Annotated in this window: 19 protein-coding genes; 8 read left to right on the forward strand and 11 right to left on the reverse strand. The window is 67.4% G+C overall.

Annotation, left to right across the window (positions count from 1 at the left end; genetic code table 11):
• Positions 1-65: 65 nt before the first annotated feature.
• On the forward strand, positions 66-1,085 hold the full coding sequence (gene rarD / locus ABV518_RS14160; protein ID WP_367767786.1) for an EamA family transporter RarD: 1,020 nt from the start codon (positions 66-68) through the stop codon (positions 1,083-1,085).
• Positions 1,086-1,187: 102 nt separating this feature from the next.
• Here rarD and gabT read toward each other — a convergent pair whose 3' ends face one another.
• Both gabT and ABV518_RS14170 read right to left on the reverse strand, forming a co-directional pair.
• Complete coding sequence (gene gabT, locus ABV518_RS14165; RefSeq protein ID WP_367767787.1) at positions 1,188-2,558, reverse strand: 4-aminobutyrate--2-oxoglutarate transaminase; 1,371 nt, start codon at positions 2,556-2,558, stop codon at positions 1,188-1,190.
• Positions 2,559-2,622: 64 nt separating this feature from the next.
• Positions 2,623-4,053, reverse strand: a complete 1,431-nt coding sequence (locus ABV518_RS14170; RefSeq protein WP_367767788.1) for a gamma-aminobutyraldehyde dehydrogenase — start codon at positions 4,051-4,053, stop codon at positions 2,623-2,625.
• 157 nt (positions 4,054-4,210) lie between these two features.
• Here ABV518_RS14170 and ABV518_RS14175 point away from each other — a divergent pair, with 157 nt between their 5' ends.
• Positions 4,211-5,647 carry a PucR family transcriptional regulator gene (locus tag ABV518_RS14175; protein ID WP_367767789.1) on the forward strand — a complete coding sequence of 479 codons (1,437 nt, stop codon included), beginning with the start codon at positions 4,211-4,213 and terminating at the stop codon, positions 5,645-5,647.
• Between the two features lie 15 nt (positions 5,648-5,662).
• Here ABV518_RS14175 and ABV518_RS14180 read toward each other — a convergent pair whose 3' ends face one another.
• Positions 5,663-7,276, reverse strand: a complete 1,614-nt coding sequence (locus tag ABV518_RS14180) for a CHAD domain-containing protein (RefSeq protein ID WP_367767790.1) — start codon at positions 7,274-7,276, stop codon at positions 5,663-5,665.
• A 117-nt stretch (positions 7,277-7,393) separates the two neighbouring features.
• On the opposite strand from ABV518_RS14180, the gene ABV518_RS14185 reads away from it, so the two are divergent.
• From ABV518_RS14185 to ABV518_RS14195, 3 genes are all read left to right on the forward strand, one after another.
• Positions 7,394-8,629, forward strand: a complete 1,236-nt coding sequence (locus ABV518_RS14185) for an MFS transporter (RefSeq protein WP_367767791.1) — start codon at positions 7,394-7,396, stop codon at positions 8,627-8,629.
• A 6-nt stretch (positions 8,630-8,635) separates the two neighbouring features.
• Entirely contained in the window at positions 8,636-9,316 is a 681-nt protein-coding gene (locus ABV518_RS14190; RefSeq protein WP_367767793.1) for a FadR/GntR family transcriptional regulator, read from the forward strand.
• 115 nt (positions 9,317-9,431) lie between these two features.
• A complete protein-coding gene (locus ABV518_RS14195) occupies positions 9,432-10,562 on the forward strand; it encodes an AI-2E family transporter (protein ID WP_367767795.1) in 1,131 nt (376 codons plus the stop codon).
• 183 nt (positions 10,563-10,745) lie between these two features.
• Here the strand turns inward: ABV518_RS14195 and ABV518_RS14200 are convergent, their stop codons facing one another.
• Positions 10,746-11,282 carry a hypothetical protein gene (locus tag ABV518_RS14200; RefSeq protein WP_367767797.1) on the reverse strand — a complete coding sequence of 179 codons (537 nt, stop codon included), beginning with the start codon at positions 11,280-11,282 and terminating at the stop codon, positions 10,746-10,748.
• A 157-nt stretch (positions 11,283-11,439) separates the two neighbouring features.
• Between ABV518_RS14200 and ABV518_RS14205 the strand changes: the two genes are divergently transcribed.
• Both ABV518_RS14205 and ABV518_RS14210 read left to right on the forward strand, forming a co-directional pair.
• Positions 11,440-11,730 carry a hypothetical protein gene (locus ABV518_RS14205; RefSeq protein ID WP_367767799.1) on the forward strand — a complete coding sequence of 97 codons (291 nt, stop codon included), beginning with the start codon at positions 11,440-11,442 and terminating at the stop codon, positions 11,728-11,730.
• A 5-nt stretch (positions 11,731-11,735) separates the two neighbouring features.
• On the forward strand, positions 11,736-12,563 hold the full coding sequence (locus ABV518_RS14210) for a DUF1206 domain-containing protein (protein ID WP_367767801.1): 828 nt from the start codon (positions 11,736-11,738) through the stop codon (positions 12,561-12,563).
• A gap of 157 nt (positions 12,564-12,720) precedes the next feature.
• Here the strand turns inward: ABV518_RS14210 and ABV518_RS14215 are convergent, their stop codons facing one another.
• The 3 genes from ABV518_RS14215 to ABV518_RS14225 form a co-directional block, all read right to left on the reverse strand.
• Complete coding sequence (locus ABV518_RS14215) at positions 12,721-14,187, reverse strand: FAD-dependent oxidoreductase (RefSeq protein ID WP_367767803.1); 1,467 nt, start codon at positions 14,185-14,187, stop codon at positions 12,721-12,723.
• Positions 14,188-14,274: 87 nt separating this feature from the next.
• Positions 14,275-15,540, reverse strand: coding sequence for a uroporphyrinogen-III C-methyltransferase (cobA, locus tag ABV518_RS14220; protein WP_367767805.1), 1,266 nt, complete (start codon positions 15,538-15,540; stop codon positions 14,275-14,277).
• Positions 15,541-15,738: 198 nt separating this feature from the next.
• Entirely contained in the window at positions 15,739-16,356 is a 618-nt protein-coding gene (locus tag ABV518_RS14225; RefSeq protein ID WP_367767807.1) for a TetR/AcrR family transcriptional regulator, read from the reverse strand.
• Between the two features lie 71 nt (positions 16,357-16,427).
• Between ABV518_RS14225 and ABV518_RS14230 the strand changes: the two genes are divergently transcribed.
• Positions 16,428-16,922: a cupin domain-containing protein gene (locus ABV518_RS14230; protein WP_367767809.1), complete on the forward strand. Its 495-nt coding sequence runs from the start codon at positions 16,428-16,430 to the stop codon at positions 16,920-16,922.
• Here ABV518_RS14230 and ABV518_RS14235 read toward each other — a convergent pair.
• The 4 genes from ABV518_RS14235 to ABV518_RS14250 all read right to left on the reverse strand — a co-directional run bounded on the left by ABV518_RS14235 (position 16,919) and on the right by ABV518_RS14250 (position 20,726).
• Positions 16,919-17,656, reverse strand: coding sequence for a DNA alkylation repair protein (locus ABV518_RS14235; RefSeq protein WP_367767811.1), 738 nt, complete (start codon positions 17,654-17,656; stop codon positions 16,919-16,921). The two genes, ABV518_RS14230 and ABV518_RS14235, sit on opposite strands and share 4 nt — an antisense overlap.
• Before the next feature lie 205 nt (positions 17,657-17,861).
• On the reverse strand, positions 17,862-18,827 hold the full coding sequence (locus ABV518_RS14240; protein WP_367767813.1) for an ABC transporter permease: 966 nt from the start codon (positions 18,825-18,827) through the stop codon (positions 17,862-17,864).
• Positions 18,817-19,542 (reverse strand): ABC transporter ATP-binding protein, encoded by a 726-nt coding sequence (locus tag ABV518_RS14245; RefSeq protein ID WP_131131183.1) that lies wholly within the window; start codon positions 19,540-19,542, stop codon positions 18,817-18,819. The genes ABV518_RS14240 and ABV518_RS14245 overlap by 11 nt, the downstream gene beginning before the upstream one ends.
• 53 nt (positions 19,543-19,595) lie before the next feature.
• Positions 19,596-20,726 carry an ABC transporter substrate-binding protein gene (locus ABV518_RS14250; RefSeq protein WP_367768269.1) on the reverse strand — a complete coding sequence of 377 codons (1,131 nt, stop codon included), beginning with the start codon at positions 20,724-20,726 and terminating at the stop codon, positions 19,596-19,598.
• Positions 20,727-20,842 lie beyond the last annotated feature (116 nt).

The following is a 20,842-nucleotide window of genomic DNA, read 5'->3' on the forward strand; positions in this document are numbered from 1 at the left end:
TCATAAAAGCAAGCATACTGACTAGTTGCTGGAATACCTCTCCGTCAATTGGTGTTACTGGTTAGGTGCCTACTCCCGACGGATCCGTCTCCTCCCCCAGCGCCCCCACGACGTCAGGCCGGCAAGCCTCGCCCCGGCCGGGGGTGCCGGCTCCCGGGCTCAAGGCAGTGGACAAGGAGACGACGGCGGGAATCGCCTTCGGCATCGGCGCGTACGGCCTGTGGGGGCTGCTCCCGCTGTACTTCTTTGCGCTGCAGCCGGCCGGCGCGGTGGAAATCGTGGCCAACCGGGTGGTCTGGTCGCTGATCTTCTGCACGCTGCTCATCACGGTTACCCGTTCGTGGCGGGCCATCGCGGGCGCGTTCCGCGACCGTTCGGTTTTCGCCACCCTGGCGATCGCCGCCGTCCTCATCGCCATCAACTGGCTGACCTACACCTACGGGGTGACCACGGGGCAGGCCGTCGAAGCGTCGCTCGGCTACTTCATCAACCCGCTAGTGTCTGTCCTGCTCGGCGTGTTTGTGCTGAAGGAGAAACTGCGTCCGCTCCAGTGGGCCGCCGTGGGAATCGGTTTTATTGCCGTTGGAGTGCTGACGGCGTCCTACGGCAAACTCCCGTGGATCGCCCTGACTTTGGCGGTGAGCTTTGGCCTGTACGGGTTCGTGAAGAAGCGCGTGGGGCCGAAGGTCGACGCCGTGACCAGCCTCAGCGTGGAGACGATGGTCCTGGCGCCGCTGGCTGCCGCCACCATGGTGTGGCTGGGAGTGAGTGGCGTGGCCACCCTGGCCAGCGAGGGTCCGGGGCACTTCTGGCTCCTGGTGGCCTCCGGCGTCATCACCGCGGTGCCGCTGCTGTTCTTCGGGGCCTCGGCCCGGCGGCTGCCGATGACCACGATCGGGCTGCTCCAGTATTTCGCGCCTGTGCTCCAGTTCATCGTGGCGCTGGTGGTGTTCCGGGAGGCCATGACCCTGGACCGGTGGATCGGGTTCGGCGTGGTGTGGCTGGCGCTGCTGGTCCTCACGGTGGACATGCTCCGCACCACCCGCAAGAACTCCGTGGCGAGGAAGCTGGCCCGCACCTCCTAGACGAGCGCCTTAAAAACCAAGCGCGAACTGGCAGCTAATGACGTCAAATCGGGGATTTGAGGTCATTAGCTGCCAGTTCGCGCTGTGGGGTGGGGCTGCGTCCTAGGCGTTGGCCTTGATGGCGGCGGCCAGGACGTCCAGGCCGTCGTTCAGCAGCTCGTCGGTGATGACCAGCGGCGGGAGCAGGCGGATGACGTTGCCGTAAGTGCCGCAGGTGAGGATGATGACACCCTCCTTGAGGCAGGCGGCGGCCACGGCCTTTGTCAGTTCCGGGTTGGGTTCCTTGGAACCGGCCTGGACCAGTTCGATGGCCAGCATGGCGCCGCGGCCGCGGATGTCGCCGATCACGGCTTTGTCCGCGGAGGCCAGCTCGGCCTGGAGCTCCTGCAGGCGTCCCGTGGCGAGCGCCTCGATGTGGCGGGCGCGTCCGGCGAGGTTGTACTCCTCCATGGAGCCGATCGCGGCCAGCGCGGCAGCGCACGCAACCGGGTTGCCGCCGTAGGTGCCGCCGAGGCCGCCCGGGTGGACGGCGTCGAGCAGGTCCGCGCGGCCGGTGATCGCGGACAGCGGCATGCCGCCGGCGATTCCCTTGGCCATGGTCAGGATGTCCGGGACAACACCTTCGTGGTTCACCGCGAACCATTCGCCGGTGCGGCAGAAGCCGGACTGGACCTCGTCGGCGATGAAAACGATGCCCTTTTCCTTGGCCCAGTCGGCGAGAGCCGGCAGGAAGCCTTCGGCCGGGACGATGAAGCCGCCCTCGCCCTGGATGGGTTCGATGATGATCGCGGCCACCTGGTCGCCGCCGATCTGCTTCTCGATCATGGTGATGGCGCGCTTGGCGGCCTCGGCACCGGTGATCGAGGGGTTCTCCTCGCGGTACGGGTAGCTCATGGGCATGCGGTACACCTCGGGCGCGAACGGACCGAAGTTGGTCTTGTACGGCATGGCCTTGGCGGTCAGCGCCATGGTCAGGTTGGTGCGGCCGTGGTAGGCGTGGTCAAAGGCGACGACGGCGTCCCGGCCGGTTGCGAGGCGGGCCACCTTGACGGCGTTCTCCACTGCCTCGGCGCCGGAGTTGAACAGCACCGTGCGCTTTTCGTGGTCGCCCGGGGTCAAACGGTTCAGCTGCTCGGCGAGGGCCACGTAGCTTTCGTACGGGGTGACCATAAAACAGGTGTGGGTGAAGTGCTCCACAGCTTCCTTCACGGCACCGACGACGGCGGGATCGGACGCACCGACGCTGGTCACCGCGATGCCCGAGCCGAGGTCGATGAAGGAGTTACCGTCGACGTCGTGGATGATCCCGCCGTCGGCGTCCGCCACGTAGACGGGGACGCTGGAGGCGACGCCGGCAGCAACAACAGCCTTGCGGCGTTCGGTCAGGGCCACGGACTTGGGGCCCGGGAAGTCGGCCTGGACACGGCGCTTCTGCTCCAGGCGGAAGGTGAGTTCACTTGCGGTGGTGGTCATGGGAGGGCCTTTCTTGAAAGCTGGGATGGTGGGGTCTCGACGAGCTCGACCACCGGGAGAGTTGCTAGGCGTCGAGTGCGGACATCACGTGCTTGATACGCGTGTAGTCCTCGACGCCGTACATGGAGAGGTCCTTGCCGTAGCCGGACTGCTTGAAGCCGCCGTGGGGCATTTCGGCGGTGAGGAGGATATGGGTGTTGATCCACACGGCGCCGAAGTCCAGGTCGCGGCTCATCCGCATGGCGGTGCCGTGGTCGGACGTCCAGACGCTGGAGGCCAGGGCGTATTCGACGTCGTTCGCCAGCTCGAGTGCCTCCGCCTCGGTGCTGAACTTCTGCACCGTGATGACCGGGCCGAAGGTTTCCTTCTGCACGATGTCGTCTGTCTGCTTGGCGCCGGTGACGATGGTGGGCTCGAAGAAGAAGCCCTTGTCGCCTGCGCGGTGGCCGCCGGTGACGATCTTGCAGTTCTCCGGAAGGTGCTCCACCACCGAAGTCACGGCGTTGAAGTGGTTTACGTTGTTCAGCGGGCCGAAGTAGTTGTCTTCGTCGTTCTGCGAGCCGGTGTGCAGGGTCCGGGTGTGCTCCACCATGGCCGCCACAACGTCGTCGTGCACCGAGTCCTCGACCAGCACGCGGGTGATGGCGGTGCAGTCCTGGCCGGCGTTGAAGAAGGCGAACTCGGCGATGGCCGCGGCGCTCTTCTTGATGTCGGCGTCCTTGAACACGATGGCCGGGGCCTTGCCGCCGAGTTCCAGGTGGGCGCGCTTGAGGCCCTTCGCGGCTCCGGAGGCCACGGCGATGCCTGCCCGGACCGAGCCGGTGATGGAGACCAGGCCGGGGATCTTGTGCTCCACCATCATGGCGCCGGTTTCACCGGTTCCCAGGACAACGTTCAGGACGCCGGCGGGCAGGATTTCGCCTGCCAGGCGGGCCAGCACCAGGGTGGATTCCGGCGTGGTGTCGGAGGGCTTGAGGACCACGGTGTTGCCGGCGGCGAGGGCGGGGCCGATCTTCCAGATGGCCATCAGGAAGGGGTAGTTCCACGGAGCCACCTGGGCGACGACGCCGATGGGTTCGCGGCGCACGTAGGAGGTGTGGCCTTCGAAGTATTCTCCGGCGGACTTGCCCTCAAGGATGCGGGCAGCGCCGGCGAAGAAGCGGAGCTGGTCGGCGCCGGCGGCAACTTCCTCGGAGGCGATCAGGCTGCGGACCTGGCCTGTGTTGCGGTGCTGGGCTTCGACGAGCTCATCGCTGTTGGCCTCGACGGCGTCGGCGAGCTTGAGCAGCATCAGCTGGCGCTGGCCGGGGGTGGCGTGCTTCCAGGTCTTGAACGCATCCTTGGCCGCGGTCATGGCCGCGTCAACGTCAGCCTGGACGGAGACGGGCGACTGGGCCACAACCTCGCCGTTGGTGGGATTGACGATGTCCAGCAGGCCGGTGCCGGCGGGCGTGACGAACTCACCGTTGATGAAGTTCTGCAAGGTTTGAACCACGGTGTGCAACCTCTTTCATAGGGATCATCAGCTGCGAAGCGGATGGATGCGACTGCTTTGAGCCTATGCCAGCGCCCCTAGCCAGGGAATAGCCACCTGCACACCTTTGAAGAACATGTTTAGTGCGGTTGCCCAGCGCCCGGTTATCCTTTAAACCATGGCCATTTCCCTCGCTGCACTCCTTGGCGTGAGCTCCCTGAACCTGTCCAAGGCAGGCCTCGCCGAGACCACCTGGCACCAGGACATCAACTGGGTCGCCGTGACGGAACTCGAGGATCCGCAGCGGTTCATCAACGGAGGTGAACTGGTGCTCACCACCGGGCTGCGCCTGAAGTCCGCGCCGGAGCAGCGCCGGTTTGTCCGCCAGGTCCAGCGCGCCGGCGCAGTGGGCATCGGCTTCGGCATCGGCCTCTCGCACGACGCCGTCCCGCCGGCCATGATCGCCGAGGCCAACCGCTGGGGCCTGCCCATGGTGGAGGTCCCCTACGAGACGCCGTTCATCGCGATCGGCAAGCTGGTGGCGGACGCCCAGTCCGCTGACCACTACTCCAAGCTGGAGCGGCTCATCGCCGGGCACCAGGTCCTGGCCCGTGCGCTGCTGACCGGCGGCGGCCTGGCCGAACTCCTGAAGCACCTGGGCAGCATGCTCCGGACCGACATCGCGCTCACCCAGTTCACGGCGCAGCTCTACAGCAGCAGCATGGACCACCCCTCCGCGGACACCTGGGCCTCCTACCCGATCCCCACCGGCCGCCGCGATGCCTGCACCCTCTGGGTCCGCCAGCCGTTCGAGGATTCGGGCATCATCGGCTACGCCCAGAACCTGATCAGCGTGGAGCTGAACAACATGGTCAAGCAGCGCCAGGCCCAGCGCGCCCTCTGCGGCCAGGTGCTGGAGGACGTCATCCACGGCGCCCTCGAGACCAGCGAAGCGCAGCGCCGGCTCGCCGGGGTGGGCCTGAACAGCACGCGGAAGAACGTGGTGCTGCTGGCCGTTTCCGCAGCCCACCACAAGGCCCTGGTGAGCACCTCGGTGCCGCAGCCGCTGGAGAACGCGGTGGCCGCCGTCGTCGGGAAGGACCTGGTGGTGGTCATTAACGACGACGGCGGCGCGGCACCTGCGCTGGCCCGGAAGCTCAGCGACCACCTGGCTGAGGCCGGCATCCACGCGACGATCGGCATCGGCGGCGCGTACACCAAGCCCAACGGCCTGCGCTGGAGCTACTTCGAGGCCCGCGATGCCGCCAGCCATGGCCTGCCGGTGAACGAACCGGAACGGCTGAGCCTGACCTCGCTGCTGCTGGCGAGCGAGGACGTCCCGCTGGCGGACATGGCCAACGAATCCCTGAATCCGTTGCGGGCCTTCGACTCCGCCCACGGCGCGGAACTGATGACCACGCTGGAAAGCTACCTGGGCAACAACGGTTCGGTGGCCGCCGTCGCCGAAGCCCTGACCCTGCACCGGAACACCGTGCGCTACCGCCTGGCGCAGATCACCGAGCTGACCGGCTACGACCCATCAGTCACGGCAGACAGGGTGCAGCTGTGGCTGGCCCTTGCTGTCGCGCGGCTCGGCGGCCGGCAGGGCAGGTAGGTAGGCCGGGCTGGCTTAGAGCACCCCGGCTTTCAGGCGCTTCTTCGACTTCTTCCAGGCCTTCACGTACGTCGCCTCGGCTTCGGCCGCGAGCTGTACTTGCCGGGTCTGGAGCGTGATGTAGGCCGAGGCGACGGGTTCGGACAGGCCCGGGACGGCGCCGAACTCCGCCAGCAGGTCCCGGGCGATGACACCGTCGTGGAAATCGCCCAGTGCTTGCTGCAGCCGGTGCGCAGCCTTCGCAACCTTCACAGCACGCTTGCCGTGGACCGGCACCATCGATTCCGCCACGTGCCGCACCTTCTTGGCATCCTTGCGGACCTGGTGCAGGGCGGATTCGTGCGGAGCGCCCCGCCGCGCATTCTTCGCTGCCCGGTGCGACAGGCGCAGCCGCTTGGCGGCCTTGCCCACCAGCTTGCCCGCCACCTTCCGGGCCGGAGCATCCGCCTCCGGCCTGGCGGGGGGCTGGTCGCGGAAGCGTTCAAGGTCGTCCAGCAGCCGGTAGTACCGCTCGGACAGCAGGGTGCCCTGGAGTTTCCGGTAGGCCGTGTCCAGGGTGTCCCCCAGGTCCTTCTCGAGCTGGGCCTTCACGGCCGTCGCGGCCGGGCCGGGCTCAAGGTCGTCGATGTGGCCGCGGAGCCGGTCCAGCATGACTTCGGCGTCACGCGGTTCCCCGAGGATCTGGCCGAGCCATTTGAGTTCATCGCACAGCCGCCGGACCGCCACGGCGCTGTACAGCTGCCGGTAGGCCGAGAGCGCCGAACGTGCCCGGCGCGTGGCCGAGCGCATCTCGTGAACGGCTTCCGGTTCCTCCAGGCGGACGCCCGGATCGCGCGCCAGGATTTCCTGGATCTGGGCACCGAGGTAGGCCGTGACGACGGCGGTGGCCGGCGATTTCTTGCCGGCAGCTGCAACGGCGGGGGCGGCCCGGTCGTGGGGACTCAGGTCCGGCCCGCCGGCGAGCGCCCGTGCCAGTTTGGATGTGTATTCAGCAGGGCTGGCTCCGGCGGCGGCCAGGGCGTGGTCCGCTGCGGGGAAGAGTTCGGGGCTGCCGTGGACGAGTTCAAGCTCCCATTCGCGCCACCGCTGCGTGGTGCCGGAGTCCCCCGCGGCGCCGAGCAGGTCCGCGCTCACCCGGTCGTCCGCAAGGTCCGCCAGATGCATGCCGTCTTCGGCGTACAACGGGTAGGTGGTCCGCCGGGTCTCCAGCCTGACCACCGGTGCCACGTCGTCACCGCGCAGGTAGGCGCGCAGGTGCGCCAGCAGCCTGTCAGGCACGACGTCGGCCTGGCCCAGTGGCTCGTGGAGCTCACGCCGCTGCTGGGGTCCTGATTCATCGGTCGCCTCGGATGCGCCGGGAACGGCTTCCGCCGGGAGTTTCAGGTGCCATCCGGCGTCGGTATCGCCGGTCCGCCGGCGCAGGGTCATCCGCCGGGAAGCCAGGGTGTGCCGGCCGGTGTCGAAGTACACGGCATCCAGCGTTGCCGTCCGTGGCTCCCCCACCCGAGCCACTCCTGCCACGCCGGTCAGCGACGGCACCTCGGCCGCCTCGCCGACGTCGTACTTCTTTTCGATCTCGATTCCCTGGGCAACCACTGCGCTCCGTCCTTCCACATCACTGCGGCGCATCCGGACCATACTGTCCGGACATGCCGTGGCCACGAGTCTATGGCCCCGACGTTAACGGCCGGGAGAGGTTGGCCACAAAACCATAGACATCAAACGTCTAACGTCTAACCTTGTAGGATGACCACCGCCGCCTCAGCCCCCTCCGCACTGGACGCCCCACCCAAGCCGCGTACCGCCGTCGTGCTGGGTGTCATTGCCCTGGTGCTGATCGGCCTGAACCTGCGCGCCGGGATCACCGGGGCGTCGGCCTTGCTGCACGACCTGCAGGTGGTGCTGGGCTACGGGCCGCTGGTGGCGTCGATCATTCCCTCGATTCCCACCCTCTGTTTTGCGGTGGCGGGTGCAGGCACGTCCTGGCTCACCGGCCGGCTGGGCGTGGAGAAGGCCATCCTGCTGGCGCTGGCGATGCTGGCCGGCGGGCTGATGGTCCGAGGCATCCCGGCCACGGGCGCGCTGGTGGCCGGGACGGTGCTGGGGATGTCCGGACTGGCGGTCTGCAACGTGGCCATGCCGTCGTTTATCCGCGAGCACTTCGCCCAGCGCACGTCGCTAATGACGGCGCTCTATACGGTGACCATGACCACCGGAGCCACCGTGACCGCCGTCGCCGTCGTCCCGCTGGCCCAGGCCCTCGGCTCGCCCTCTGCCGCCGTCGGGGCGATCGGCATCATGGCCGTGGCCGCGTTCCTGGGCTTCCTTCCCGTGGCGCTGCACGCCCACCGCAACAGCGTCCGCACCAAAGCCGGGCACGTTTCGCCCTGGCCCCTGCTGCGCACCCGCAAAGGCCTGCTGCTGACCGCGATTTTCACCCTGCAGGCCCTGCTCGCGTATGCGCTGCTGAGCTGGTTCCCGTACATGCTGACCACCATGGGGCTCAGCGCCTCGGCGAGTGGCCTGATGTACGGGCTGATGCAGCTGGTGTCCGTTCCTGCCGGGATGGTGCTGATCGCCATCGGCTCCCGCCCGCGGATGCTCCGCCCGGCCTTCTACCTTGCCAGCGTCACCATGGCGGCGGGCGTGGCGCTGCTGCTGTTCCTGCCGGTATCTCTGGCGGTGGTCCCGGCGGTCCTGCTGGGCTTCGGCCTGGGCATTTTCCCGCTGGTGATGGTCATGATCAGCCGCAGCGGCGAGAGCACCGCGGAGACCACGGCCCTGTCCACCCTGGCCCAGTCCACCGGCTACCTGCTGGCCACGGCCGGCCCGTTCGGCACCGGCCTGCTGCACAGCGCCACCGGCGGCTGGACGCTGCCGCTCGCCATCCTCCTGGGCCTCGCCCTGGTCCAGATTGTTGTTGCGCACCTGATCAGCGGCCGCCCGGCAATGACCGGCCGCCCCGCCGCGAAGAAGAAGTAGGCCACCATGACCCTGAGCACCTCACACCGCCAGCCCCTTGCCGACGAAATCACCGCCAAGCTGCGGGCCATGATCCATTCGGGCGAGTGGCCGCTGCAGCAGCGGATTCCGTCCGAGCCCGAGCTGATGGCCAAGCTTGGCGTCTCCCGCGGCACCCTCCGCGAGGCGGTCAAGGCCCTGGCGCACAGCGGCATGCTGGAAGTCCGTCGCGGGGACGGCACCTACGTCCGCGCCACCAGCGAGATGTCAGGCGCGGCGCGGCGCATGTACCAGGACCACACCGAGGAGCACATCCTGGAGGTCCGGGTGGGGCTGGACACCCAGGCCGCCCGCCTCGCCGCCCGGCATGCAACGGACGACGACGTCTCCGCCCTGCGTGCACTGCTCGCCGAGCGCGATGCGGCATGGCACGCGGCGGACTACGCGGCGTGGGCACGCGCAGACTGGGGTTTCCACGAGCGCGTGGCCCAGGCATCCCGGAACCCGCTGCTGCACGAGTTGTACGTCAGCTTCGGCGCCGTCTTCCATGACGATCTCCTGAAGCAGCAGCAGCGCCCCGGTTTCGACGGCCTCCCGCATGAAGGCCACGACACCCTCGTGGATGCCATCGAGGCCCGGGACAGCGACGCCGCGGTGGCCAGCGTCAACCGGAACCTGAACTCCTGCGCGGAGTGGCTGGGCGCGTAGGCCCTATGGCGGGGTTTCGCCACACTCCAAGCGGTCAGTAGGCTTGCTATCTGACGTAGGCAGTTGTTCCCGGGCGCCGCCTGCATGCGGGGTGCCCGCCGATGAAGGAGTACACATGGCGCAAGCCGCACGCCTGTCCGAGAGCCAACGAAAGCCGGCCGCGGAACTGTGGGCTGACGGGCTGGGCAGGGTGGGCATCCGCTCCGCCCAGGTCCTGCTGATCCTGGCAGTGGCCGTCGCCTCGGTTTACGCGTTGATGCAGATCAAGCTGCTGGTCATTCCGGTGCTGATCGCCCTGATTCTTGCCGCCGCCATCGGACCGTTCGTAAACATCCTCCGCCGCCGCGGGCTGCCCGGCGCAGCGGCTACGGGCATTGCGTTTGTGGCCCTCCTGCTTGTCCTGGCGGGGGTTGCCACGGTGATCTACTTCTCCGTCCGGAGCCAGTGGACAGAGCTGGCGCAGCAGGCCACTCAAGGCCTGGACGAACTGGAGAACTTCCTACGCACGGGCCCCGTGCCCATCGACCAGGAGCAGCTGGACCAGGCCCGTGAGGGGATCATTCAGTTCGCTACGAGCAGCCAGGTCCGCTCAGGCGCCATCACCGGCCTGTCCGTGGTGACCGAGTTCATCACCGGAACCATCCTGATGGTGGTTATCCTGTTCTTCTTCCTCAAGGACGGGGCCAAGATCTGGAACTTCTTCCTGCGGCCGTTCAAGGGTGAGCGCGAAGCGAAACTCCGCCGCGTGGGAAGCCGCACCCTGGAGGTGCTGGGCGGTTATGTCCGTGGCACCGCCATCGTGGCCCTGGTGGATGCCGTAGCAATCGGTGCGGCACTCCTCATCCTGCAGGTACCGCTGGCATTCCCGCTGGCCATCATCGTTTTTATGACCGCCTTCATCCCGCTGGTGGGGGCAACGGTGGCAGGCATCCTCGCGGCACTGGTTGCCCTCGTTGCCAACGGCCCCGTGGTGGCGCTGATCGTCGTCGCGGTGGTGGTGGCCGTCAACCAGCTGGAAGGCGACTTCCTGCAGCCTGTCGTCATGGGCAAGTCCCTCCAGCTCCACGCCCTGGTGATTCTGATGGCGCTGACCGCCGGGACCATCCTGGCCGGCATCGTGGGCGCGGTGTTGGCTGTCCCGCTGGCCGCCGTCGCCTGGGCGATCATCCAGGTATGGACCGCGGAGGATCCGAACCTCGAGGACATGAACCCGGACCTCCCACCGGCCAACACCCAGCCCGCCTGAGGCCTCACCGGTTCTCGAGCCGGATCTTCAAAATCGAGCCGCATATTCCTTGGCGCACTGGATATATCCGGTGCCACAGCGGATTTGCGAGTCGCAGGCACATTTGCACGTCGCAAATTGAACGCCCGACGGCGGCCCGGCACCTGGGTGCCCGGCCGCCGTCGTACTTGGGTTTGTGGGTGGTTAGGAGCGGAGGCCGGCGAAGACGTTCTTGGGCCGCTGCATCTCGCCGTGCTTGGCGCCGAGGATGACTACCGCCGCCGCGAAGGCTGGAATGGCCCACTGCAGGATCTTGAGCTGCTGCTGCGCCGACTTCAGCTCATCGGACGCCGCCGGCTGGGGCTCCGTGGCGCCGCGTGCACCCTGGCCGGCGAGCTTCTCCACCTTCTTGCCAAGGACGCCGGCGTAAAGCGTCACGCCAGCACCCGCCAGCGTCACCGCCGTCTTGATCACGGTGTCCCTGGCCACGCCGTCCTGCGTGGCGATGCGCCCCTTGTTCTCCCAGGCGATGGCGAGGTCAGCCACCAGGTGCGAGGCGAACGCCGCCGTCTGGAGCGGCGCCCACTTCATCCAGCCGGCGCTGGACAGGCGCGTGCGTTCCGCCGGGTCCTTGGCCAGCGCCGTCGCCCCGTTCAGCCCGATCGCTCCCATCAGCGAACCGCCGAACCATGCCGCGGCGCTCAGATCGTGAACGGACCGGGCTACAAGATTTCCTGCCATGATGTGTTTTCCTAACGTCGAACTGGTTCCGAAAAATGCCGCTGGTGCGGTCTTTACTGGCCGTGTTCCATCAATGTCATGGAATTGCTATGGTAAGCACACTTACTAATATTACGAAACCCCGACTTGAAGCACGCTTACGCGTAATATCGTCGCCATGGAAAACACTGGGACTTTGTTCGGCTGGGCCTTCGGCGACCCCGCCCGTGAAGATGACGCCGCATACATGGCAAGCCTTGAGAAGGAAGCGCTGGAGAACGCGACGGCCACAGCCAAGGCCAAGGGCGTCACGGTGGTCGCAGGCTCTGAAGTCTTCACCGCCCTCAGCGCGAATGACAGCCTGGTGGAACTGGACCACGCTCCCGGCAAGCTGGTGGTCCGCTGCACCGTGCACGTGGAAGGCCCCGGGGCCGCGAAGCTGCACGCGGAAGGGCCCATGAACGGGTAGCTCGCATGGCAGACGGGGAATCGAGCATCAGCGAGGCGGCGGATGCCGTCGAGGAGGCGTCCGACACCAAGGCGCTTGATGTTGTGGCGCGCTCCGGTTTTGCCGTGATGGCCCTGCTCCACATTATTGTCGGCGCAATTGCCGTTGCCCTCGCCTTCGGCCAGCCCGGGCAGGCCGAGGCCACAGGCGCTATCGAGCAGCTGGCCGCGAACCCGTGGGGACCCGCCGTGCTGTGGGCCTGCGTGGTTGCGTGCACCGGACTCGCGCTGTGGCAGCTGAGCGAAGCGACGCTCCGGGCACGGCGCCTTCCCGCCGGGAAGCGCCTGGGGAAGCTCATCTCGTCAGGATGCCTGGCCGTGGCCTACGGCAGCGTGGGGCTCAGCTTCGCGGGGTTCGCCGTGGGCATGCGCGGGGACTCGGGAGACACCACCCGGGACTTCAGCACCGCGCTCCTGAACGCACCCTTTGGCCTGCCGGTGCTGGTGGCGGTCGGCCTGACCACCATGGGCGTCGGCGTTTATTTTGTGGTGAAGGGGCTGCGGCGCGGGTTCAAGGAGGAGCTGTTCCGGTTCGACGGCACCCGGCGCGGCAAACTCATCGATGCCCTGGGCGTCACCGGTCACGTGGCCAAGGGAATCGCGCTGAACCTCGCCGGGCTGCTCTTCGTCATCGCCGCCGGGAAGCAGAGCCCGGAGGAATCTACCGGGCTGGACGGCAGTCTCAAGGCGCTCCGCGACCACCCGTTCGGTCCGTACCTTCTCGTCGCGATCGGCGCGGGCTTCATCTGCTACGGCATGTTTGCGCTGGTCCGGGCACGGTTTGGCCGGATGTAACGCGGGCTGCCGGAAACCGCCGGCGCGGAAACCGCCGGCGCGGGGAGTTAGCCCGGTCGGTTTAAAACCAAAGCGCGAACCGGCAGCTAATGACGTCAACCGTGCGGTTTGAGGTCATTAGCTGCCAGTTCGCGCTGTGAGGGGAACCGGTCCGTACTTAGACGTTGGCGGCCACGCCGTCGCGGGAGATGGCAACCATGTCCTCGCGCGGCACCACCTTGATGCGCTCACGCTTGACCTCAACACCGTGGGATCCGCCGGCCTCAGTGGCCGCGGCGCCGAGCGCGAGTTCGTGTGCGTCCAGGGCCAGCCAGCCTTCCCAGCTGGTGAACTTCACGCCGCGGGCATCGAGGAGCTCGACGACGGCGTCCGCCTCGGGAACGGCGGCAACCGGCAGGTTTTCGCGGTCCTCGAGCAGGTACGTCACGGTCTCCAGGGCGTCGCCCTTGGTGTGCCCGATGAGGCCGACCGGTCCGCGCTTGATCCAGCCCGTGGCGTAGATGCCCGGCACGTGGGTGCCGGCGGCATCCAGGACGCGTCCGCCGTCGTTCGGCACAACGCCCTTTTTGTGGTCGAACTCGATCTCCGGCAGGGCCGAGCCGAAGTAGCCGATGGCGCGGTAGACGGCCTGGACCGGGTAGTCCACAAACTCGCCGGTGCCGCGGGCGTTGCCCGTGCCGTCCAGCTCGGTGCGCTCGAACTTCATGCCGGCAACGCGGCCGGGGGTCTCGGCGTCGTCGAAGATTTCCACGGGGCTGTGCAGGAAGTGCAGGTGCAGGCGGCGGGAAGCGGTCAGCTCGGAGAGGTCCTCGGGCTGCTCGGCGATCCAGTTGGTGAGCGTGCCCACCATGGTCTTGACCTGGTTGTTGCTCTGGATCAGGCGGTCCGATTCCTCGTCGAACTCGAAGTCCTCGGCGTAGAGGATGATGTCCACGTCCTTGGAGTGGGACAGCTCGCGGAGTTCCAGCGGCGTGAACTTGACCTGTGCGGGGCCGCGGCGGCCGAAGACGTGGACGTCAGTGACGGGTGAGTTCTTCAGGCCGGCGTAGACGTTGTCCGGGATTTCGGAGACCAGCAGGTCATCGGCGTGCTTGGACAGGACACGGGCCACGTCCAAGGCCACGTTGCCGTTGCCGATCACGGCGATTTCCTTGGCGTCCAGCGGCCATTCGCGCGAGACGTCGGGGTGGCCGTCGTACCAGGAGACGAAGTCGGCGCCGCCGTAGGAGCCGTCCAGCTCGATGCCGGGGATGTTCAGGTCCGCGTCCTTGATGGCGCCGGTGGCGAAGATGACGGCGTCGTAGTGGGTGCGGAGGTCCTCGATGGAGAGGTCCGTGCCGTAGTCCACGTTGCCGAAGAAGCGGATGTCTCCGCGGTCCAGGACCTTGTGCAGGGCGTTGACGATGCCCTTGATGCGGGGGTGGTCCGGGGCAACGCCGTAGCGGATCAGGCCGTAGGGTGCCGGGTAACGGTCAAAGAGGTCGATGCCCACGGTCAGCTCGCCGCTCTTGACGGCTTCGCTCTTGGTGAGGATGTCGGCGGCGTAGACGCCGGCCGGGCCGGAGCCCACAACGGCAACGCGCAGCGGACGCTCGGCAGATCCTACGGTGGTGCTGGTTGACACGGCTGTGTTCCTTTTCGTCTGCATCGGTTGCTCCGTAATGGCCCTTTTGAGGCCTCATAAGGGCGGTTGCGGAGCAATCGATGGGTTTCAGGGGGCTAAAACTCGGGTGGTACGGGGCTTGTTCGGGCTGGTGGTGCTGTAGTCGGCGGTCTTGAAGTGCGACGGCGCGAAGGGGCTTACGCGCACTACGTCACCGATCACAATCACGGCGGGATTTGCGACGCCGGCGGCTTCCGCCTGGTCGGCGATGGAACCGAGCGTGCCGATGGTCACGCGCTGATTCGGCAGATAGCCGTTCTCAACGATGCCAACTGGAGTGTCCAGAGGCAAACCGGCACCTGCCAGGGCGGCCGCTGAATCCCGGAGCGCGGCGACGCCCATCAGCAGGACGACTGTATGGTCCGGGCGGGCCGGGACTTCGGAGAGTTCCTCATGGCCGGTGACCACACTGAAGCCCTTGGCCAGGCCGCGGTGCGTCACGGGAATGCCGGCGGCGGCGGGAACGGAGATCGCGGACGTGACGCCGGAGACCACTTCAACCTCGACGCCGTGCTGCCGGCAGTATTCGGCTTCCTCGCCGCCGCGGCCCAGAACGTAGGGGTCGCCGCCCTTGAGCCTGACCACGCGGTGGCCTTTGAGTGCTTCTTCGACGAGGATGCGGTTGATGTCGGCCTGCGGTACGGGATGGTGGCCGGGGGTCTTTCCGACCTCGATGACGCGAACGTCCGGGGCAAGTTCGTTGAGCAGTTCACGCGGGCCGAGCCGGTCTGCCACCACAACGTCGGCCTGGCCCAGGAGCCGGCGGCCGCGGACGGTGATGAGGCCTGTGTCGCCGGGTCCGCCGCCCACGAGAGCTACGGAGCCGGCAGATGCACGACGGCGGCGCAGCGGGAGGTCGCCCGTTTCCAGGGCTGTGGCGACGGCGTCCCGCAGGGCCATGGCGCGGCGCGGGTCTCCCCCGGCGTTCACGGCGATCTGGACGTCGTCCACGACTGCGACGGCGGGAGTCCATGCGGCTGAAGCTTCGTGGTCGGAGGCGTTGACACACCAGATGCGCTGCGCCTCGGCGTCTTGCGCGACTTGGGTGTCCACGGCGGGATCGCCGGTGGCGGTCTGGACGAACCAGACGCCGTCGACGTCGGTGCGGACGTAGGTGCGCGGCTCCCAGGTGAGGAGCCCGGCGTCGGCCAGGTCCTGGAGCGCGGCGGAGGCAACGGGAGCCACGACGGTGACCCGGGCACCGGCGTCGAGCAGCCCCTTGGCGCGGCGGGCAGCCACGGGGCCCCCGCCCACCACCAGCACGGGGCGGCCGAGCAGCCGCAGTGCTGTGGGGTAAATATCCTGAATTGCCATGGATCAACGGTAGGGCCGCGTCACATTGACCAACAACGGCAGTGGAAACACCAGTTCACGTAAGGTAACGCTGCGTCACATACGGCTGGGCCACCGTCGTGCCGTCTTCGTGGGGCACATTGGCGCCGATGAGGGCCGGCGAAGGCTCAATCCTCGGCGTGTCCGTGTCGAAGTGCCCCACGACGGCGGCTGGCCGGGTTAGCGGGCGGCGCCCGGCAGCCCGCGCGAGAGAGCCTGGTTGAGCAGGGCGGCCGCCGTCCACCGCTGGGAGGCGACAGCCTCTTCCCGGCTCAGGCCGCCGACATCCGTGAGCCAGACCAGGGACTCAATGCCGGTGGCACTGCGGATCGCCAGGACCAGCCGGTGGATGTCCTTTTCCGCCATGGTTTCCTGGAGCGGGGAGAGCGCCTCAGTGATCCAGGCGATCGCCCGGCCCTGGCGCAGGGGCAGGCCTTTTTGCTGCTCGGCGGTCTGTTCGAGGGAGAGCCTCAACATGGTCCGCTGCTGCGCCTCCGTTTCGAGGATCATCCGGGTGAACTCAACCACGACGGCGTCCAGGCGCTCTGCGACGTCGGCCGGCGGATTTTCCGGGAGCAGCGATGCCGCGGCCGTTTCCGGGTGCGCGGCGGCGAGCAGTTCACGTTGCCCCGGGAAGTACCGGTACGCCGTGCTGCGGGCGACGCCGGCGACGAGCGCGGCCTCGTCCACCGTGGGCGACGTGCCGTCAGCAACAAGCTGGCGCGCCGCAGCGACCAGGGCATCAAGGGTGCGGCGTTTCTGGCCCGTCCGGCCGACGTCTACGTAGGGTCTTGACATGCACTTCATGGTACTCCAGTCTTGTTATGGGACATTAGTCCCATAAGCCCATCAGCGTCGAGGCGGCCACCATGGAGACAAAGAATTCAGCATCCGCAATTGTCCGGCAGCCCGGTGAAGGGGCCAGACGCTGGTTCTTCGGCGGAGGCGTGCAGACCTGGAAGGCCACGGAAGAAGACACCGCCGGGGCGTTCCTGCTCTTCGAAGACGAGATGGAACTCAACAAGGTCACGCCCCTGCACACCCACCCCGACTCCGACGAGACGATGTACATCCTGTGCGGCGAGATCCTGATGAACATGGACGGCACCGAGCACCGGGTCGCTGCGGGCGGGGTGACCATTGCGCCTAGAGGCGTCCCGCACGCATTCAAGGTCACGCAGGAGGGGACCCGCGTGCTGTGCCTGCACACCCCCGGCGGTGCCCAGGCGTTCTACTTCGGCGCCAGTGAACCGCTCGCTGCCGGTGAGGCTTCAGGAGTTGTTGATTTCGGCCGCATCCGGGAATCCGGGCGGCTCAATGGCGGCATTGAGCTCCTGGGTCCACCGCCGTTCCCGGAAGACTAGGCGTTCTTCAACCTCAGGTAGTGGTCCCGGTCCGGCTTGTCCAGGTGCTCGATCGCGTAGCGCAAGGCCGTCCGCGGCATCGTGGCTGCGTGCGCGTCCAGGAACTCCAGCAGCCGGGGCCGGTCGCTCCGGCCGGCGTCGCGGAGCCAGCCGCCGGTTGCCTTGTGGATCAGGTCCTCCTTGTCGTCGAGGAGCAGTTCGGCGATGGCGAACGTGTCTTTGACGTCGCCGGTCCGCAGGAACCACGAAGTCGCCACGATGGCCGTCCGCCGCTCCCACAGATTGGCTGAGCGGGCCAGGCCGTAAAGGACGTCGCGGGGCTTGTCAACGAGCCACCCGCCCACAACCCGTCCGGCGCCCAGGTCCACTAGGTCCCAGTTGTTGATCCGGTCGTGGCGGCGCAGGTACAGCCCGTAAAGATCCCGGCGGCGGTCTTCGGTCGCCTTCTTGCCGGACGCCTGGAGTGCCATGATCTTGACGGCTCCGGCCCGCGCCTCGTGGATGTCCTCGTCCAGGAGCGCCTCAATCTGCGGCAGCTCCATGGCCACGAATTCCTTGCCGAGATCGAAGACCTGCCCCATCCGCACGCCGATAAAGAAGTCGCCTTCGGCGTAGTCTCCCGGGCCTGTCTTGAAGTAGCGCTGGTACTTCCGGTGTTCGTCGTCGGACTGCAGGTCGTGCAGCCGGGCGAGGAACGCGGCGGCAGTGGGATGAGGTGGAGGTCCGGAGGCCATGGCGCCAGTCTGCCAGACGCGCTGCCACGCCGTCGTGGGGCACATTGGCGGGGATTTCGGCGCCGACCTTCCCAAACTGCGGCGTGTCCGTGTCAAAGTGCCCCAGTCCGGCGGGTCGGGGCAATGACGTCGCGCCAACAGACAGCAAAGCCCGACGGCGGGACTCGCCGTCGGGCTCTGCTGTGACGCTGTGTGGGTGGTCGGGTTAGCGGGTGCTTCCGGAGAGGAGGCCGCGGCTTCGGAGCAGGCGCTTCTCGATCGGCGCAAACACCAGCAGTTCGATCAGGATGCCGACGCCGAGGATCAGGAGGATGGCCGCCATCACCACGGTCATGTCGGACAGGACGCGGCCCTGGTCCAGCAGCGAGCCGAGGCCGAAGCCGATGGTGCCGCCCACGGCAATGATTTCCGCCGCCATCAGGGAGCGCCACGAGAACGCCCAGCCCTGCTTCAGCCCGCCAAGGTAGCCGGGAAGGGCTGCGGGCAGGATGATCTGGACAGCCATCTGCAACCGGTTCGCGCCCAGGACTGTGCCCACGCGGCGGTACTGCGGCGGGATCTGGTCCACGCCGGAGATCAGGCCGTTGATGATGGACGGGATGGCGCCCATGAACACCACAAAGTAGACGGTGGCGTCGGTGAGGCCGAACCAGATGATCGCAGCCGGAACCCATGCCACGGAAGGCAGCACCTGCAGACCGGAAATCAGTGGTCCAAAGGCACGGCGGAGCGGAGCTACCTGGGCCAGCAGCAGCCCCACCGGGGTGGCAATGGCAACGCTGATCAGGAACCCGACCAGCCCACGCTGCAGCGAGGTCCACACGGCTTCCTGGAGTTTGCCTTCGCCCCACAGGACTCCGACCTGGCCCAGCACGTCGAGCGGGCCGGGCACCAGGTCGCGGCGCTTCACGCCAAGGGAAACGTAGAACTGCCAGACCAGGACCAGAACCACCAGGGCCGCGATGGGCAGCAGGATACGGCTCCAGTCGACGCGGGTCTTACGCGCGGCGTCGGACTGCAGGGAATCCAGGCCGGCTTCCAGCTGGCGCAGGTCCTCATGCCCGGTGGACGTCCGCGTCAGGGCAGCGTGGATGTGGCGGGACTCGGGCTGGGTCTCGACAGCCTCGATTACCGGCTCGCTTTCGGCGAGGGGTGTGGGGTTATTTGGCATGGCGGCGAATCTCCTCCCGGAGCCGGGCGGTGATGACCCCGGTCAGCTGTCCGGCCAGGCCGGCGTCGGTTCGGTGTTCCTCGGTGACGGCCCACTCTTCGACCACGCGGCCCGGGCGGGAGGACAGCAGCAGCACGCGCTGGCCCAGCCGAACGGCCTCGCGGACGTTGTGGGTGACAAAAACGATGGTCCGCCCGGTCTCTTTCCAGATGCGTTCCAGCTCATCGTGCAGCAGGTCGCGGGTGATGGCGTCCAGGGCCGCGAAAGGCTCGTCCATCAGCAGCAGCTGCCGGTCCTGGGCCAGGGATCGGGCCAGTGAAACACGCTGGCGCATGCCGCCGGAGAGCTCGTGCGGGCGCTTGTCCCCTGCTCCGCCGAGGTGCACCAGCTCCAGCAACTCGTTGGCCTTGGCACGGCGCTCGGCCTTGCCCACGCCGCGCAGCTGCAGCGCCAGCTCGATGTTCTCCCGGGCCGTGAGCCAGGGGAACAGGGCGGCGTCCTGGAACATAAACGCCGCGCCGTCGCTGGGCACTTCCAGGGCGCCCGACGTCGGGGCCTCGAGTCCCGCCATGATGTTCAGCAGGGTGGATTTGCCGCAGCCGGAGGCACCGAGGAGGGCGACGAACTCGCCCGACGCGATGGTGGCGTTGACGTCGTCCAGCACCGGGGCGCCGTCGCCGAAGCGCTTGCCCAGGTTTTCCAGTACGACTGGCATGGTCCCGTCCTTAGGTTGGTGGTGCGGTTGCTGGGTGATGCAGTGCTTGGTGGTCAGTCCTGGCCGAGGTTGGCTGCGGAGATGGACTTTCCGGTGACTTCGTTCAGGGCCCGGAGGTCGAACAGACCGTTGATGTCGGCCTGTTTGGTGGTGCCGGCCGCCACCCCGTCCTTGAGCAGCTTGGGATAGGTCCCGGCCAGCGGATCCACGGTGAAAATGATGTTCTTCAGCGACCGGTCGATAACGTCCGCCGGGAGGGCTGCGCCGGCGGATTCCTGCAGCGCGGCGTTGATGACGGCCGCTTTCTCCGCGGAGGGGGTGTCATTGAGCCAGGCAACGGACTTGGCGTGGCCCCGGAGGAGGGCCTTGACCGTGTCCGGGTGCTCCGCCGCGAAGGTCTTGTTGACGATCAGGATGGTGGTGGGGAACTCCCCCGGCTTGCCGGACGCTGAACCGTCCCAGAGATCCTTTTCATCCACCAGGACCTTGGCTCCGGCCTGGAGCACCAAACGCGAGGCCCACGGCTCAGGCAACCACGCGCCGTCGAGCTTTCCGTCCTGGAAGAGCTTCAGCGTCTGGGCGTTGTCCGTGGGGTTGATGGCGACGTCGCCGCTGCCGTCCACGTTGGTGTCGTAGCCCTGTGAGCCCAGCCAGGCGCGCAGCGCGACGTCCTGGGTGCCGCCGAGCTGGGGCGTGGCGAGGGTTTTGCCCTTGAGGTCCGCGGCGGAATTAATGTCCGGCCGGACCACCAGCTGGGCACCGCCGGCCGCGGCACCGGCAATGACGCTCACCGACTCCCCGCCGCTCTTGACGAACGAGTTGATGGCGGGGTTGGGGCCGATGTAGGCGGCGTCGATGGCGCCGGCGTTCAGGGCCTCGATGGCGGCCGGCCCGGCGTTGAACGTAGCAGTGCTGAGCTTGGTGCTGCCCAGTTCCTTGGCCAGGAAGCCCTGGTTGATGCCCACCAGGGCAGCGGCGTGGGTGATGTTGCCGAAGTAGCCCAGCTTCAGTTCTTCAGCGGGAGTGGGCGACGGCGTGGCAGCCTGGGCGTCAGTGTTACGCGAAACGCTGGACGCCACCACGGCGCCCACGGCGATCAGCAGGACCAGCCCGATGGCCAGCGCAGCCTCGACGGCACGCTTGTGCCTGGGCACCGCGCTTTCACCGGCCACGATCCGGGTCATCCCGGGCTTGGAACTAGTCATTGTTTCACCATAGGGAGTGCCGATTACCCGTTCAATGAAGCAGAAACGCTGGGTCACGCGAGTTCATCTAGCGTCACATTCGGTGGCTGGGAGAC

Origin of the sequence: Arthrobacter sp. HS15c, assembly GCF_040812005.1 — a bacterium.
Lineage (GTDB): Bacteria > Actinomycetota > Actinomycetes > Actinomycetales > Micrococcaceae > Arthrobacter.

Bases quoted from the DNA above. Each gene is read 5' to 3' on its own strand.
- ABV518_RS14210 (WP_367767801.1), top strand. From the start codon at position 11,736: ATGGCAGACGGGGAATCGAGCATCAGCGAGGCGGCGGATGCCGTCGAG.
- ABV518_RS14190 (WP_367767793.1), top strand. From the start codon at position 8,636: ATGACCCTGAGCACCTCACACCGCCAGCCCCTTGCCGACGAAATCACC.
- ABV518_RS14230 (WP_367767809.1), top strand. From the start codon at position 16,428: ATGGAGACAAAGAATTCAGCATCCGCAATTGTCCGGCAGCCCGGTGAA.
- ABV518_RS14225 (WP_367767807.1), bottom strand. From the start codon at position 16,356: ATGTCAAGACCCTACGTAGACGTCGGCCGGACGGGCCAGAAACGCCGC.
- ABV518_RS14245 (WP_131131183.1), bottom strand. From the start codon at position 19,542: ATGCCAGTCGTACTGGAAAACCTGGGCAAGCGCTTCGGCGACGGCGCC.
- cobA (WP_367767805.1), bottom strand. From the start codon at position 15,540: ATGGCAATTCAGGATATTTACCCCACAGCACTGCGGCTGCTCGGCCGC.
- ABV518_RS14240 (WP_367767813.1), bottom strand. From the start codon at position 18,827: ATGCCAAATAACCCCACACCCCTCGCCGAAAGCGAGCCGGTAATCGAG.
- ABV518_RS14250 (WP_367768269.1), bottom strand. From the start codon at position 20,726: ATGACCCGGATCGTGGCCGGTGAAAGCGCGGTGCCCAGGCACAAGCGT.
- ABV518_RS14180 (WP_367767790.1), bottom strand. From the start codon at position 7,276: ATGCGCCGCAGTGATGTGGAAGGACGGAGCGCAGTGGTTGCCCAGGGA.
- ABV518_RS14185 (WP_367767791.1), top strand. From the start codon at position 7,394: ATGACCACCGCCGCCTCAGCCCCCTCCGCACTGGACGCCCCACCCAAG.
- ABV518_RS14205 (WP_367767799.1), top strand. From the start codon at position 11,440: ATGGAAAACACTGGGACTTTGTTCGGCTGGGCCTTCGGCGACCCCGCC.
- ABV518_RS14200 (WP_367767797.1), bottom strand. From the start codon at position 11,282: ATGGCAGGAAATCTTGTAGCCCGGTCCGTTCACGATCTGAGCGCCGCG.
- ABV518_RS14235 (WP_367767811.1), bottom strand. From the start codon at position 17,656: ATGGCCTCCGGACCTCCACCTCATCCCACTGCCGCCGCGTTCCTCGCC.
- ABV518_RS14175 (WP_367767789.1), top strand. From the start codon at position 4,211: ATGGCCATTTCCCTCGCTGCACTCCTTGGCGTGAGCTCCCTGAACCTG.
- ABV518_RS14195 (WP_367767795.1), top strand. From the start codon at position 9,432: ATGGCGCAAGCCGCACGCCTGTCCGAGAGCCAACGAAAGCCGGCCGCG.
- gabT (WP_367767787.1), bottom strand. From the start codon at position 2,558: ATGACCACCACCGCAAGTGAACTCACCTTCCGCCTGGAGCAGAAGCGC.